13 protein-coding genes and 1 riboswitch are annotated in these 16,024 nt (G+C 33.7%); of the genes, 10 read left to right on the plus strand and 3 right to left on the minus strand.

Annotated features, from left to right (window positions below; translation table 11 throughout):
- The first annotated feature begins 6 nt into the window (after window positions 1-6).
- The 4 genes from ACEPXG_RS06275 (at window position 7) to ACEPXG_RS06290 (ending at window position 3,897) form a co-directional block, all read left to right on the plus strand.
- Window positions 7-357: a hypothetical protein gene (locus tag ACEPXG_RS06275; RefSeq protein WP_391208528.1), complete on the plus strand. Its 351-nt coding sequence runs from the start codon at window positions 7-9 to the stop codon at window positions 355-357.
- A 45-nt stretch (window positions 358-402) separates the two neighbouring features.
- Window positions 403-540 (plus strand): hypothetical protein, encoded by a 138-nt coding sequence (locus ACEPXG_RS06280; RefSeq protein WP_391208531.1) that lies wholly within the window; start codon window positions 403-405, stop codon window positions 538-540.
- A gap of 673 nt (window positions 541-1,213) precedes the next feature.
- Complete coding sequence (locus ACEPXG_RS06285; RefSeq protein WP_391208533.1) at window positions 1,214-1,612, plus strand: hypothetical protein; 399 nt, start codon at window positions 1,214-1,216, stop codon at window positions 1,610-1,612.
- A gap of 731 nt (window positions 1,613-2,343) precedes the next feature.
- Window positions 2,344-3,897 carry a glycoside hydrolase family 10 protein gene (locus ACEPXG_RS06290; protein WP_391208535.1) on the plus strand — a complete coding sequence of 518 codons (1,554 nt, stop codon included), beginning with the start codon at window positions 2,344-2,346 and terminating at the stop codon, window positions 3,895-3,897.
- A gap of 53 nt (window positions 3,898-3,950) precedes the next feature.
- On the opposite strand, the gene ACEPXG_RS06295 is transcribed toward ACEPXG_RS06290, so the two are convergent.
- On the minus strand, window positions 3,951-4,856 hold the full coding sequence (locus ACEPXG_RS06295) for a LysR family transcriptional regulator (RefSeq protein WP_391208537.1): 906 nt from the start codon (window positions 4,854-4,856) through the stop codon (window positions 3,951-3,953).
- 120 nt (window positions 4,857-4,976) lie between these two features.
- Between ACEPXG_RS06295 and ACEPXG_RS06300 the strand changes: the two genes are divergently transcribed.
- Window positions 4,977-6,425: an MDR family MFS transporter gene (locus ACEPXG_RS06300; RefSeq protein ID WP_391208539.1), complete on the plus strand. Its 1,449-nt coding sequence runs from the start codon at window positions 4,977-4,979 to the stop codon at window positions 6,423-6,425.
- Between the two features lie 28 nt (window positions 6,426-6,453).
- On the opposite strand, the gene ACEPXG_RS06305 is transcribed toward ACEPXG_RS06300, so the two are convergent.
- A complete protein-coding gene (locus ACEPXG_RS06305; protein WP_391208541.1) occupies window positions 6,454-7,644 on the minus strand; it encodes a C40 family peptidase in 1,191 nt (396 codons plus the stop codon).
- Window positions 7,645-8,038: 394 nt separating this feature from the next.
- Here ACEPXG_RS06305 and ACEPXG_RS06310 point away from each other — a divergent pair, with 394 nt between their 5' ends.
- The 3 genes from ACEPXG_RS06310 (at window position 8,039) to ACEPXG_RS06320 (ending at window position 11,447) form a co-directional block, all read left to right on the plus strand.
- Window positions 8,039-8,227 carry a hypothetical protein gene (locus tag ACEPXG_RS06310; RefSeq protein ID WP_391208543.1) on the plus strand — a complete coding sequence of 63 codons (189 nt, stop codon included), beginning with the start codon at window positions 8,039-8,041 and terminating at the stop codon, window positions 8,225-8,227.
- Between the two features lie 437 nt (window positions 8,228-8,664).
- A riboswitch (purine riboswitch) is annotated at window positions 8,665-8,766 on the plus strand.
- A gap of 238 nt (window positions 8,767-9,004) precedes the next feature.
- Complete coding sequence (locus ACEPXG_RS06315) at window positions 9,005-9,940, plus strand: nucleoside hydrolase (protein WP_391208545.1); 936 nt, start codon at window positions 9,005-9,007, stop codon at window positions 9,938-9,940.
- Between the two features lie 250 nt (window positions 9,941-10,190).
- Window positions 10,191-11,447 (plus strand): nucleoside permease, encoded by a 1,257-nt coding sequence (locus tag ACEPXG_RS06320; protein ID WP_391208547.1) that lies wholly within the window; start codon window positions 10,191-10,193, stop codon window positions 11,445-11,447.
- 253 nt (window positions 11,448-11,700) lie between these two features.
- Here ACEPXG_RS06320 and ACEPXG_RS06325 read toward each other — a convergent pair whose 3' ends face one another.
- The gene (locus tag ACEPXG_RS06325) at window positions 11,701-12,264 is read right to left on the minus strand and encodes a nitroreductase family protein (protein WP_391208549.1); all 564 of its coding nucleotides are present in this window, start codon (window positions 12,262-12,264) and stop codon (window positions 11,701-11,703) included.
- An 847-nt stretch (window positions 12,265-13,111) separates the two neighbouring features.
- On the opposite strand from ACEPXG_RS06325, the gene ACEPXG_RS06330 reads away from it, so the two are divergent.
- Both ACEPXG_RS06330 and ACEPXG_RS06335 read left to right on the plus strand, forming a co-directional pair.
- Window positions 13,112-14,065 (plus strand): MBL fold metallo-hydrolase, encoded by a 954-nt coding sequence (locus ACEPXG_RS06330; protein WP_391208551.1) that lies wholly within the window; start codon window positions 13,112-13,114, stop codon window positions 14,063-14,065.
- 747 nt (window positions 14,066-14,812) lie between these two features.
- The gene (locus tag ACEPXG_RS06335) at window positions 14,813-15,550 is read left to right on the plus strand and encodes a class I SAM-dependent methyltransferase (RefSeq protein WP_391208553.1); all 738 of its coding nucleotides are present in this window, start codon (window positions 14,813-14,815) and stop codon (window positions 15,548-15,550) included.
- The last annotated feature ends 474 nt before the right edge of the window (window positions 15,551-16,024 follow it).

The raw sequence follows: 16,024 nt of genomic DNA on the forward strand, positions 1-16,024 counted from the left end.
TTGTTTATGGATAGATGGATTAATGTGAATAAAGTTGGGCACATTCTGAAATTAAGTGAAAAAAATAGCACATTATTTCAGATTTCCCACTGGATTAATGTGAAAAGAAGTGCCTGGAATAATGTGCTCGGTTACAGAGTTAGTTCTCTGGATGGGTTACAATATGCCAGAAATTTAGTGATGCTAGATCTAACTGGAAATGGAATAATGGATTTCTCACCGCTAAAAGATTTAAAAAATTTGCAAAGCATACATGTTACCCCTCAAGTATTGGAAATAGCAGCATTTAAAGGACCAGTAGTTGAATTTGAGAATCATGTGAGAGGAATAGACGGAAATAAAGTCACTCCGACTTAAGTGGTAATTAGAAATACTAGTACTTCTAAAGAGATAGTAGTTGATGTGAGTAAATGGGAACAAAACCCTGATAAGTTTACACTAGATCTTTCAAATGAAGATAAAGGATATTATAGTCTAATATTAGTTTATCAAGTAGATGGTAATCATATTCAAATAATGAGTATGATAGATAACAAGTAAATACTGTTTTCAAGATAATGATAAAGCCGGTGGAAGTATTTGCGATACTTCCACCGGCTTATTTCTTTTCGGGATTTCGTAATTAAAGTTGGTTATGTTAATAATCTGTTGAACAGAGAGTTTGTGGTTAGAACCATCTATGAAGCTTACAAACTCTTCTTTTGTATAGGTATCTAGTGCTTTTTGAACTTTTTCATCGTAGTTTCGGGGCTATACACTGAAACTTCATTATCAACAATAATGATAGATACAACAGATGTATATTTTTTCCTTAGATGATTCATCCGAATTGGAAAGTAATTTCCAACTACTGATTGTCTCAATGTCACTAGGATCTTTTACTATTCCTTCTTTTTGATTGAAAGCCATCTTCTCAAGTAATTGGTTTAGAGTACTGCTATCGGATGTTTCTCCCACAAAACTGATATTGCCACCACCCTTGATACCTATGCAGTCTAAATTGAAAAAATGGTTTAATTTTTGTTGGTTTGGGTAAAATTGGTATAGAGACATTTAAATTCAACTGTATGATAAATCCCCCATTTATATTTTTCCCGTTATAACCTGTTTGATGAAGTATTTATTTTATATGTTAACGAATATATTAATGTAATGAATACAGATCACCTGAAGAGCTGAAAACGTTTCAATTTAAAAGGAAAGAGGTGTACAAATGAGCTTTAAGATTGCCATACTTGTATGTTTAATTTTAATGGGGATAATAACTTGTATTACCTACTATCTAGCAAAAAAGGTATCTAATAGCCTAATGAAATATATCCCTGTGTTTTCATTTGCAATTGGTGCGCTCTTTTTTTTCCTCAAACTCAACTATATTTCTTATAAGCCAAATTCCATTGACGGCATTTTAGATATGATTGCATTTATTATCCTTATAATTTTAGGTAGTATTGCTTTTATAGAAGCGGTCATAATTGATGTTGTAGAAAATAGTAAATTATTTAGGAAAAGCTATTTGACTGTAAGAAAGGCAATGAAATTAGTAGATGTAAATAAAGCATTTAAGATTAAAATGCCAAGTGATTTTGTTAAGAAAATTAGAGGACTATAATTAGAGGAATACTTATTTATTTGTTAAAAGGAACAGAGGGGATGGGAGTGACGCAGATGCTCCTATCCTTTTTGTCATTATCTCGATTAAGTTGTAGCTGAAAGTGCAGTCCAAAAGCGGCCGGAGAACCATAAAGATAGATAGGTTGCTCATAGGTGGTGGCTCACTTCCGTATGAAATAGAGGAAGGCAGACTAAGTTCCCAGCATCGTACGGAAACGTCTGCATGACCCACATTAGTCGTAGTAATATTGTCATTAAACCATAAAAAATCGCCCATCTTTGAGTTCATGCTCGGACGGGTTATCCATAAGCTTACAGCCGACCTCCTTGAGGGAACCTGCTATTATATTTGACGGCACATGACAGGATGAAAGGTACCAGGTTTTCAATGAAATCTGAATTGCACTAGAACCAGGCACCATTCACTATGGGAGTGACGCGTACATTCTCGTCCCCTTTAGCTGGATTGGCTCTTTTTATTACCTCAACTATCTTAATATCGCTGTGTTAGGAACAATTCAGAATAGTGTCCAAGTTGTGCGTGACACAGGGAACACTTACTAAATACATGATTTACTTGCCGTTTTATAGTGGATTTTTTTCAGGGGGTTAGTACCAATACATGATATAATTGGGTAAGGAAGATACCCTAGCCAAAAAAATACGCTAAAAAAGGAGGCACGGATAAGTTTCTGGAAGGGGATTACAAAGAAAAGGAAGTTATCTAGGATGAAAAGAAATCTTTTTAAAGCTATATTATCAGTTGCAATATCACTCATTTTACTTATTTCAATACCACCTTTACAAGTGAAAGGAGAAAGCCTAACGCCGCCTAAAAATGAGATGCGTGCAGCTTGGATTGCAACCGTTCAAAATGTTGATATGAAATCTGGAATGAATGTAACTCAATATACAGCTTGGGTACGGCAAACATTAGATCAATTGAAAGCCAATAAATTCAATGCAGTCATTTATCAAGTAAAACCAACAAATGATGCGTTATATCCCTCCAAGTTGGCACCTTGGTCATCCTATATAACTGGGGGAAAACAAGGAAAGAACCCAGGTTATGATCCTTTATTAATCATGCTTAATGAAGCACACAATCGCGGAATGGAGCTTCATGCATGGATCAACCCTTATCGAGTAACCATGCCGGGCCAATCATTAGCAAGTCTTGCGCCTACTAATGTAGCTCGCACAAATCCTAGCTGGGTAGTTAAATATGGGAAGCAATACTATTTAAACCCTGGTCTTCCTGAAGTGCAAAATTATTTAATTTCTACAGTGAAAGAGTTAGTAGCTAATTATGATATTGATGCCGTTCATATGGATGATTACTTTTATCCTTATAAAATAAAAAATGAAGTTTTTCCTGATCAAGCAACATTCAAAAAATATGGCAAGTCGTTCAAAAAAGTGGACGATTGGCGCCGAAATAATGTAAATCAACTTGTCAAAAAAATATATTCATCTATTAAAACGACTAAACCAGATGTCCAATTTGGAATTTCACCATTTGGGGTGTGGCGTAATCAATCAGTGGACCCTACTGGAAGCAACACCCGGGCTAGCGTATCTAATTATGATGACTTATATGCAGACACAAGACAATGGATGAAAGACGGTAGCATCGATTATATTACGCCACAAATCTACTGGTCTAAAACATTATCTGTAGCTAAATATTCCACTCTATTAGACTGGTGGAGTAATGAAGTGCAAACGTATGCCAACGTGCATCCCGTTAATCTCTATATTGGTGTCGCTGATTATAAAGTCGCCCTTGACTCCGATAAAGCATGGCAAAATAAAATGGAGTTACCAAATCAAGTAATCGCTAACAGAGCAAACCAAATTGCGATGGGTCAAATGCACTTTTCATTAAAAAGCATTCAAAAAAATCCGCTTGGTTATGCAACAATCCTTAAACAACAGCTTTATAATTATACCGCTTTAACTCCAGCAATTTCATGGAACAACGCTGATCAACCATTAGCGCCAACTTCAGTTCAATGTATCAAGGATGCAGCTGGTATAAAGTTAGTCATTAATGATCAAAATAATGAACAACCAAGAAAATATGTGATTTATCGCTTTGAAGGAAAAGACGTCGGAGAGTATCAAAATCCTCTAAACATAGTAGATGTTGTCTATAATTCAAAAGGGAATACGGTATTTTTAGATAAGACAGCAAACCCAAACAAACAATATACATATGGAATTACTTCTTTATCAGCAACTGGTGTTGAGAGTATGGATGCATATATTGTAACAGAATGAATTAAAGTTGCCAGGAACCAACGCTATTTTGAATAGTTTTAGTTCCTGGCAACTTAATTAAAATTTGGATGAATGTATTCCATAAATTTTTTTGCTATCCCTTGATGGACATTCTTATTCGAGACGATGCAGCCGAATAAATTATCAGAAGAAAACTTGGTGTTAATCAAAGGGATGGGGATAATCCGTCCGGTTTCGATGTAGGGGTCATCGATTAAGACATAACTAGATAATAATCCAATGGCCAGACCTTCTGATACGGTTTTTTTAATCACTTCAGAATTAGAGGTTTGGAAAAGAACATTCATTAGATTGTGACTCTTTTCGAAGGAGTGAATATAGTCTTCCCAAAATTGACTGGAATAGATGACAATTGGACTATCTGTCAAATCATGCAAAGTTAAATCTTTTTGGAGTGCAAGAGGGGAGTTTTTAGAAACAATGACTTTAATATCAGCATTATAATCAAGCTTTTTAAAGATAAAATGGTCAGGCAGATTGTCTTCAATCGACTTTTTTACAGAGATAAATCCTAAGTCTATCGTATGTTGCTTAACCTTCTCAATAATTCTTTTGCTTTCCATTTCGATAACCATGATTTTTATGTGAGGGAAATCCTTTTTAAATAAAGAAAGAATCTTCGGCAAAAAAGTCATAAAACCTGGTATCGCAGCAATTTTTAACTCTCCTTTAAAAGCAGTAGTGAAGGCTTGTGCTTCTTCTTTAATCCTCTCGATATTATCAACGATTTTTAGGGCATTATTAATAATTCCTTTTCCTTCTTCTGTCGGTTTAGTGCCAAATCTTGATCTTTTGAATAATCGAATCCCTAATTCCTTTTCCAGTAACGAAATGGATTGGCTTATTGCTGATTGTGAAACATGAAGATTTTGTGCCGCTATGGAGATAGATTGTGTATGGATGATCTCTTTTATGTACTCCATCTGTTCTAAGTTCATAAATGCCTCCTGCTTTTTTATATCACTTTTACTTATATTAATATTAAATATAGTAATTTTACATTAGTATTATTTATACGTAAACTTATAAAAGAAAATAATTTTAAAAGGATGTAAAAATTGGCACACATTAAAAAGGGAAGAGATTCATTTGCATTTACTATATTAGCTATCTTTTTGGGGAATTTCTTAGCACTTGTTAATTCGGGAACAGTAAACGTTGCACTCCCGTCGATTATGAGGGAACTTCATACAAATATTAATATGGTTCAATGGTTAGTGACAGGGTTTATGCTAGCAATTGGCACCATTTCTCCAGTTGCAAGCTATTTAGGAAATAAGTTTGGTTATAAAAGGATATATGTTACTGCTTTGATTGGCTTAACTGTCTTTTCTGCCCTTTGCGGCTTTTCTGGAAACATTAATTTATTAATACTATTTCGGATTTTACAAGGATTATGTGCAGGAATCATTCAAATTTCCACTATGACGATTATTATTCAGTCTGTTAATAAAGAAAAACAAGCGATGGCCATCAGCTTATGGAGTATATCCATTATGATTGCTCCTGCAATTGGTCCAACATTAGGTGGGGTAATCACCAGTTTTTATGGTTGGAAGGCATTGTTTTTTTCAAATGTACCAATTGGAGTCATTGCAATTCTATGTGCAATTTTGTTTTTACCTGCCCTTAAAGCATCAAAAACCGTATCACTTGATAAAATTGGCTTGCTTACAGTTGTAATTGGGAATGTATCTTTATTACTGTATTTTACCGAAGGGTCTACCTTAGGATGGCTTTCTATTCCTGCTCTAGTTTTGTTCTTGGTAGGCATTATAGGTATAGCTGCTTTTATATGGAGAGAACTGACGGTAAAGGAACCGCTATTGAATTTAAGGGTTTTTAAATATTCTAGATATACTTTAGGAACCATTTTAAACTGTTTTATTTCCGTTGGTTTATATTCAACAGTCTTTCTACTTCCATTAGTGATGGAAGAAGCTCGGGGCTTTTCATCGTTAACTGTCGGTATTATTATGCTTCCTGGAGCATTAGTCATGATTGTTGTAACTATAATATCGGGGAAATTACAAGAAAAAATAGAGCCTTTTTGGTTTATCATCACAGGTGTATTTTTAGTGACGATTGCCACTTGGGGATTCAGTCAATTAAAGATGAACTCCTCTGCTAGCTATATTCTTTTTTTAATGATGATTCGTTATATAGGTTTAGGTTTGGCAAGTTCTATCGTTACAAGTCTTTCGATGAGTGTGATTCCAACTGAACATGCAGGTCATGCATCATCCATATCAAATTGGCTTAAACAAGCCATATCTGCCTTGTCTATTGCTATTTTTAGCTCAATTCTAGCAATCAGGACACAAACACATGCTTCCGAATTAAATGGAAAAATAGCAGGGAAAGCATTAAAGGAAACGGCCTTTCTATTTGCGACGAACGATACGTTCCTTTTCGCAACAATCATCCTTGCATTTTCCGTTCCATTATCACTTTTTTTGAAAAAAAGAAAAACAAAAGGTGCCAAGAACCAACACGATTCCGAATAGTGTTGGTTCCTGGCACCTTCATTTATAATCAGCTTAAACGACCAAAACCTGTGAAGTGATTTTCCCAATATGCTCCGTCTATATCGCTAATTTGTACGAAATAACCACTTGCAGCAATCATTTTGTTATCGCCAATATATATACCGATATGTGAAATCCCGGATTTATATGTATTGCTAAAGAATACCAAGTCTCCAATTTTTGGCTTAGATATTGGTGTTGATGCATTGTAGAATCCTGCTGCTGATAAACGAGAAGTTGAAATACCTGCTTTATTATAAACATAAGTAATAAAACCTGAGCAGTCAAAGCCACTTGGTGATGCTCCATCGAAAACATATTTTGCGCCTAAATATTGTTTTGCAACTGAAACAATATTATTACCAACTGAAGAACTAGTTGACGTTGATGTTGACGGTGACGTAGATGTTGTTGAGCCACTAACAATTAATTTTTGTCCAACTGAGATTGCTGTAGAAGTTAAATTATTTAATTCCATTATTGTTTTAGACGAAATGCCATATTGACTACCAATTTTAGATAATGAATCGCCTGATTTTACTATATATGTAGTTGTACTACTTGTATTAGATGAATTCGATTCTGAATTTGTTGTTGAAGACGTAGAACCTTTAACTACTAGTTTCTGTCCAATATGTATTAGAGTTGAAGATAAATTATTCCATTCCATTAATGTTTTAGATGAAACACCATACTGACTACCGATTTTAGATAATGAATCTCCTGATTTTACTGTATATGTAGATGTAGATGTATTACTTGAATCAGATGAATTCGATGTTGAATTAGTTATTGAAGTCGTAGAACTTTTAACTACTAGTTTCTGTCCAATTCGTATTAGAGTCGAAGATAAATTATTCCATTCCATTAATGTTTTAGATGAAACACCATACTGGCTACCGATTTTAGATAATGAGTCGCCTAATTTTACTGTATATGTAGTCGTAGAACTTGGAGATGAAGTAGTAGATGATTGATTTTCACTGATAATTAATTGTTGTCCAGGAAAAATTAAAGTAGATGATAATTTGTTTGTATTCATAATTGTTTTATATGAAATGTTGAATGCTTTTCCTATTTTATCTAATGAATCTCCTGATTTTACTGTATATGTAGCTGCTGAAGCTTGTCCAACAGATGTTAATAAGACGGTTGTCCCTACTGTTACCGCTGCTAGCTTTGAAGACCATTTATTCATAATATTATATTCTCCTTAATAACTTTTAACTGCCAGGTAATATAATATCATTGTGATATAACAATTTAGTATCAAAAATATAACAAGTTAGTATCAAGAGTATGACAAATTAATATCAAAAATATAACAAAAACAATTCCCTTGTAACATTTTAAATTTTTTAAATAATTAAATATTCCTGCAACACGATAGAGTGGTAACACAATTGTAATAGAATTAACAACTATTGCCCTGATCTTTGGCTTAGACAGTAATTTTTGAGTGATAGGAAATTTAAAAGTAACAGCCGAATTGATCCGCAATTGATACTCTAGTTCCAATGAGTTAATACATTGACTCAAAAAGAATAAAACCTTCTATTTAGAGCAAATTAGACTCTAGGAGGTGAATATCCATGAGTAAAAATAGTAATAAGACAAACAATGTTAGAACGCATAATAGTTTTGAGCTGTATAAAAATCCTTCAAATAATCCTGATGAAGAATTTGCTGAAGAATTAATAGCGATATCTAAAAACAAGGTAACGAAGGAAATTAATAACAATAAACCTAAAAAAAGGATTAAACCAGCACATGAAAGGTGAGTGTATTATATGCTCACCTCTTTTCCTGGGTTTGTCTTTTCTATTTGGTGTGCCCCGCCTTAATCCTGATTTATTACATATTTACAGAGAAGAATTACGCTATTGCGCAAAATTGTGGGTTACTAATAATTCTTTTATCAAAGAATTTCAGCGAATTTATGATTTGTTACTTTCGCTACGGGGGATGCTGTGTGAATAGGGTTATTTCGAACACAATATTGTTTATAGGTATTATTGAATACATAAATATATCTTATATTTTGGAAGTCTATGCTGATAGACAGTCCATATACGGGACTAGGAAAATAGAGGGTCATATAAAAGGTATATCGCTTAATATATTATATTAATATATAAATCTCAAACAATTGTTTAAATAAAAAACAATTGTTTATTTTTTTGTTGACGATACCTTAAATCATTGTTATGATACTTGTAAATTTAATGTAGAATTATGTCGTATAATATTGGGGATATGGCCCAAAAGTTTCTACCAAGCCGCCGTAAAGGGCTTGACTACGAGGTGAGTTTTAATTGGAAGAGGGAGTCTCTTTCTTTTATTTACTTATGCCCTAGTCAACGCTCCGGTAGATATCGGAGCGTTTTTTATCGTTTAAGTAATATTTAATTCTAGATTTTATTATGCGAAGTGACACACCAAGCAAGTTTTGTTCGCTTTTAATGTGTAATAAAGTATGCCCCATTCCAGCGCTTAGAAAAATGTTGGATCGCTTCGTAAAGCAATAAATATATTCAATGTGAAAGGATTGAGAAAATATGAAAAAGAAAATTTACTTTAATCATGATGGCGGCGTGGACGATCTTGTTTCTCTATTTTTATTACTACAAATGGATACCATTGAACTAACGGGTGTATCCGTCATTCCGGCTGATTGTTATTTAGAACCTGCTATGTTTGCAAGTCGAAAAATCATTGATCGCTTTGGAAAAGGCTGTCTAGATGTAGCAGAGTCAAATTCTCGCGGAAAAAATCCTTTTCCTAAAGATTGGCGTTTGCACGCTTTCTTTGTGGATGCCTTGCCAATATTAAATGAATCCGGAAAGATTGTTACACCAGTAGCGGAGAAACCAGCACATCTTCATATGATAGATGCAATTCATGCTTCAGATGAAAAAACTACTCTTTTATTCACGGGTCCACTTACTGATCTTGCTCGTGCACTAGATGAAGACCCTTCAATTGAAGAAAAAATCGATCGACTCGTATGGATGGGCGGCACATTTCGTGATGTAGGAAATGTAGAAGAGCCCGAACATGATGGGACAGCGGAATGGAATGTGTTTTGGGACCCTGAAGCAGCTGGTCGAGTATGGAAAAGTAGTATAGAAATTGATTTAGTCGCGCTTGAAAGCACTAGCCAGGTACCTCTTACAGTAGAAATACGTAATCGTTGGGCATCTGAACGCAAACACCTCGGTGTTGATTTTATTGGTCAATGTTATGCGATGTGCCCGCCGTTGGTTCATTTTACAACAAACTCAACATATTTTTTATGGGATGTCTTAACAACAGCGTTTGTTGGTAATAGTGATCTTGTAAAAGTGAAAAGAATTAATAGTATCGTGCATACAGATGGGCCGAGTCAAGGGCGTACAGAAGAAAAAGACAATGGTCGCCCAGTAAATGTGGTTTATGATGTAAATTCTAATGCTTTCTTCGATTATATTACTGAATTATCTAAAAAAGCTTAAAGAACATTCGTGTTTGTGAACCATTGATCGTAATACATTTAGAGAGTAGTTCTTAATGTATTGCGATCAATATAAATGATAGTATTTTTTTAGGAAAAATTATAGTGTTAGTGAGTCAAGTACCAATATTATAAATATAGTTTGCAGAATATTTAGATAATTAATATGTGACTCTAATTTAATATTAAGATTTTTAAAAAAGGGTTCAGAAAATTTTGTTTCATCACAAAAAGCATTGTTGGAGGAAAAAATGACTATAAAATCACGACTTAAAATTATGATGTCTCTTCAGTTTTTTATTTGGGGATGTTGGCTTGTTACACTTGGCTCATATATGTTCAATACTTTGCATTTTTCCGGCACACAAGTTGGAGGTGTTTATAGCACAATAGGGCTTGCTTCTCTTCTAATGCCAAGTCTTGTAGGTATTATTGCAGATCGTTGGATAAAGGCAAATAGATTATATGGAATTTGCCATTTCCTTGGAGCGATTTTCTTATTTTCAGCTGCAGGGATTTCGGAACCTAATCTTATGTTTTGGGCAATGCTTTTTAACGCAATGGTTTACATGCCGACGATTTCTTTATCTTATACGATTTCATATTTTTGCTTAGAAAAAGTAGGGCTTGATACAACGAAAGACTTCCCTTCTGTTCGTGTTTTTGGAACAATTAGTTTTATTCTTGCGATGTGGGTAATTAGTCTTGGTGGACTTGAGTTAAGCAATATCCAGCTTTACATGGCTGCAGGGGCCTCCTTCTTACTTGCACTTTATTCATTTACACTGCCAGATAATCCAACATCAAATGTCAAAAAGGATAAGTCGTTAGTAAGTCTTTTAGGTCTAGATGCTTTCGTATTATTTAAGCAAAAGAGAATGGCTATCTTTTTCATTTTTGCTATGCTGTTAGGTGCTGCGTTGCAAATTAACCTTGTATTTGCTGATCCGTTTTTACATGATTTTGCGTCAATCGCTAACTATAAAGATAGTCTTGTTGTTAAATATCCAGCCATTTTATTATCAATGGGACAAATTGCTGAAGTGTTCTTTATTCTTGCCATTCCTTTTTTCTTACGTAAATTTGGGATTAAGACGGTAATGTTGTTGAGTATGGTGGCGTGGACATTACGCTTTATTCTTTTCGCCTATGGCAATCCTTCTAATGTAGGTGTCATCTTATTGCTATTATCAATGATTGTATATGGTGCTGCATTTGACTTCTTTAATATTTCCGGATCCATTTTTGTTGAAAAGGAAGTAGATCGTCGAATTCGTGGAAGTGCACAAGGCTTATTCATGACAATGGTCAACGGAATCGGTACCTATGTAGGCGCTGTTCTTAGTGGGAAATTGGTGGATTATTTTACAATTAACGGAGTGAAGGATTGGCAAAGTATCTGGTTAGTTTTTGCAGTATACACATTCATCCTTGCAATCGTTTTTGCTGTAAGTTTTAAATACAAGAATGACCGTGATGCAATTCAGAATGTAAATAATGTTGCTTAATAGATATTCATTATCATTTTTGTTTCTGCTTTGAAACGATATTTGGTTTGGAATGTAATAAAAAATATTAGTAAAAATTGCATAAGAAACACAACCATTATTAAGCACTTAGTCAGTATTTTTATATAAGTATCAACCTCATTTTGACTAGTTACGGTGAGCCGGACCATAAGTAAGTGCGGTTTATAAAACAAGCCGTTCAGTTTAAAAGCTGAACGGCTTATTTATACTTAGAATTATTTATTTATTGAGATTATTTGAAAGAACCTTCAAATAAAATTTCTTCTAATGGGCGATGACCTGATGGTGTTTCGCGTTGTTGTAATTCGGGAGAAAGCATTTCTTTTTCACCTTTGTAACCGATCGCGATTGCTAATTGTACATCGAAGTTTTCAGGAATATTTAATGCTTCCTTCGCCACATCTTTGTAAATACCGCCCATTGGATGAGTGATTAAGCCTTCTTTAGCTGCTTGTAACGACAGGAATCCCCAAGCTGCGCCAGCATCAAATTCATTTGATCCTTTAGTATTATCAGAAACTAGTACTACTAATACAGGTGCATTTTTAGCCCATACTAAGTTTCCTTCCATTAAGATTGGATGGAATTTTTCAAGGTCAGCTTCTGTTCTAGCAACGATGAAGCGCCAAGGTTGGTTATTACCTGAAGAAGGAGCCCAACGAGCTGCTTCGAAAAGTCGATTTAATACGTCGTCAGCTACTGGTTTGTCTGCATAAGCCCGTGGAGACCAACGATTTAAAAATAAGTCTTCAATTTCGTGTTCAGCTGTACGGAAATCTTTTGCTTGGAATACCATAATAAAATCCTCCTAGTTGTATCAAATTACCTTGTTTATTTTAAATTATTTAAACAAGTTTGCAAGTAACTCGACTTACGAAAAGTAACCGTTAATTTAATCGTAAGAGAGGTTAGGGAATTTACTCAAATTCAAATTGAAAATAAATAACTTCCGTATTAATTGAAACTAAATACTTTTCTTGTCAGCATTTATACTAATGCACCAGCTATTATATTTTTCGAATTAAATATTACATAAACTGTATGCAAATATGATAGAACACCAAAAGCACTCAAATTGATTTTCGCTTCGAAAAAAAGATAGCATTCTTAATGCTATCTTTAAGAAATAATACCGTAGTTACAGCGGTAACTAGTAACTTCACTATAAATAGATACATTTTTCTACTAATTTTCTTTTAACCCATTGTATAGGATTATTGTTAAGTGTTTATTATTATGTAAATACGTTTTTGTTGAAGATTCATTTAATATACCTGTGTCACGAACAACTCAGACGCAATTCAGAATAGTGTCTGAGTTGTGCCTGACACAGTGGACACCACTAACGCATATAAACACGCAACATCTCCTTTGTACGATATCTGTATAGTGAATGGTAACAGGTATTTATTGAATTCTGAATAGTGTAAGAACCTGGTGCCATTCACTCTCAATTATCTCCTTACCATACTTTCTTTGTTCATCTAATTCTGAAGCTACCAAATCTCACCACATTCAATCACTAGTTTCCATATGAATTATAGATAGTTAACTTATATTAGAAAGAATTGAGATGAAAGGGAATTTCTATAACAATAGCGAATATTTATATTAGATAGGTTAATAGACAGGAGGAATAGTCAGTGGATATTGTGAAGATAGAGACAGAATATTTCACTTTACATAGACTTGCAGAAGGGGTGTATGCAGCAATAGCAAAACCTGGCAAAGGGGCATGGAGTAATGCAGGAGTTGTCGACTTGGGAGATGAGCTACTAGTGTTTGATTCATTTAGTACGCCATCAGCCGCAAGAGAGTTAAAGAAACAAGCAGAAATGATAAGTGGGAAAAAGGTGAAATATCTTATAAATAGCCATTATCATGGAGACCATGTGTTTGGAAATCAAGTATTTGAAGATGCTACGATAATTTCTACTTCTTTAACTAATAAGTGGTTTAGAGAACAAAATACTATTCATGATCTGCAGAAGGAAATAGAGGAAACGAAGCGATATTTACATAATTTGAGAAATCAGATAGAAAAAGCAGTAGATATAATAACAAAGATCAGTCTATTAAATCAATATGAAGAAATGTGCAAAGTGTTAGAGGAGCTGCCTCATTTGAAAACAGTATTGCCTTCCGTTATCTTTGAAAAATCTTTGGTTATACACGGCTCGAAACGTACTGTAGAGCTCCACTGCTTAGGGGGAGGGCACTCACCAAGTGATACCTTTTTGTACTTACCCGACGACAAGATAGCATTCATGGGGGATATCATTACAGAAGACCTTCACTTGCCAATTTATAATCCAAAAGAATTTTTGATTATTCTAGAAAACGTAATACAAATGGATGTGGAAACAATTGTCCCGGGACATGGGAAAGTAGGGACATTAGCGTTGAGTGATACATTAATGAATTATTTATCATTATTAATTAAAAAGGTAAGGGATGCGCTACAAAATAATATGTCTTTGAGTGATTTCATCTCTGATTTTATCATGCCTATTGAATATGCAAACTGGAAAGGTGTAAATGGAATCACCCGTAACCTTACAACTGTATATAACTTCTATGCAGGAAAGCATGAATAGGAGGGAGTTTTTTGCAAAATTATATGACAATAATGGATGGAAGCACAGTGAATTACTACGAATATGGCGATAAAAACTAGTGTAAGAACCTGGTACCTTTCATTAAAAAAGAAATTTATACAAATAGGAACGAAAAATTGAACAAAATTGCAATTTTAACTTTAGGAAAAAAAGATGACCCAACAAAAGAATTAAATTGGTTGCAGAAGGTGTAAGGATAATGTTGAATGTGGAAACACCGTATACTTTAATAGTATGGAAAAGATTTGATGAACATTTAAAAACCTACCACAACTTTGAATAGTGAAAAGATTAGAAAAAACCACTTCACCAATACAAAGTGGTCTTTTTAGATTAAATTGGTATATAAAACTTTTTGCTCATAACTTACTATGTTCTTTGGTGATATTCGCTAAACCGTACCATAAGTAAGGGTGGTTTTCTAAAGCGAAAAGATACTATAATCTATATAAAATCGTAGTTATGCTGTTGTGTTTGATTAATTCAAACAAAAACAGCATTTTGCTAATTTACATGTGATTTATTTTATATTGAAAAAATAAAGGCAGAAATCGAGTGAGATTTCTGCCTTTTAATATATTATTTTTTATGGAATATAATAAAGAAGACATGCCTCTATCTACATCCTAACAAAAATTGAATTATAAGTCTATTAATAATTTTATTGCCATGAGATAATTAATTTGCGCAAATACTTCATAACGTTATGATGAATTGAAGGGTAAAATGAAACAGAATATATATGATAACAATAAATTTTTTCAGCAATATCAAGCAATACGAGTACGAGAAAATAATTATAATAATTTACTTGAGCAACCAAACTTTTTTACACTAATTCCAAGCCTTAAAGATAAAGTAGTATTAGATATTGGCTGTGGAATGGGAGATTTTGCAGCATATTGTATTAGCCAAGGTGCAAAACATGTAACAGGAATTGATATTTCTTTTAATATGATTGGTAATGCAAAAGAACGTTATATTCATGAGTGTCTAACTTTTGAACAGGTTGCATTTGAGGATATGACTGTGCCTAATGGATCAATTGATTTTGTTAGTAGTTCACTAGCTTTTCATTATATTGCAGATTTTCAGTTACTTATAAAGAAGATTAGTACGGCATTATGCGAAGAAGGTATTTTACTATTTTCTATAAATCATCCGATTGTAGCAGCAAATAAGGGAAAAGAAAGTTGGGTTACAGATCAAGAAGGGAATCTTCTTCATTATGCAGTGGACAATTATCAGGATGAAGGCTTACGTACCCAAAATTGGTTAGTTGATAATGTTATGATGTATCACCGTACGATGTCTACTATCCTAAATACTCTTATTGAAAGTGGTTTACAAATCGAAAAAATTATTGAGCCAATACCAACGAACGAAGCAGTGTGTAATTTACCTAGTCTTAATAAGGAATTTCGTCGCCCGTCATTTTTAATTGTAAGAGCGAAAAAGGTATAAGTTTGGATTTTAAAAACTAAAGATTTTATTGAAAGTTTATTTAAGCGTAGTATTGTAAAATGAAAAACCGCACTTAGACTAGTTACGGAAACTAGTATGAGGTACCAGGTTCTAAAACAACTCTGAATTGTTTTAGAACCTGGTACCAAAAATAAACACGTTAAGGCATGAATAACCTGTAATTTTATTAATATGGGCTTTCGAAGATGGTAAGCCACATTTAAATCAGAAAAACCTTGTTTTCTTTCTTTTGGTAATTGTGCAAAGTAGTCTTCTGGCGTAATCATAGAGGTGACACGTTTCTCTCTTTATTTTGGTTTGGTTACCATTATTTTAACAAAAGAAGAGGTGTCTTTCTTTATGTGCAAACGAATTTTTTAGAAAAAGTCAAATATATATAAGACCACATAGGACTAGTTATACCGAAGGTTCATAGTAGAAATTAAACTTCGAAAGTTGAGTTATAACAATCTC

It is taken from the genome of Psychrobacillus sp. L4, from assembly GCF_042944905.1.
GTDB lineage: Bacteria > Bacillota > Bacilli > Bacillales_A > Planococcaceae > Psychrobacillus.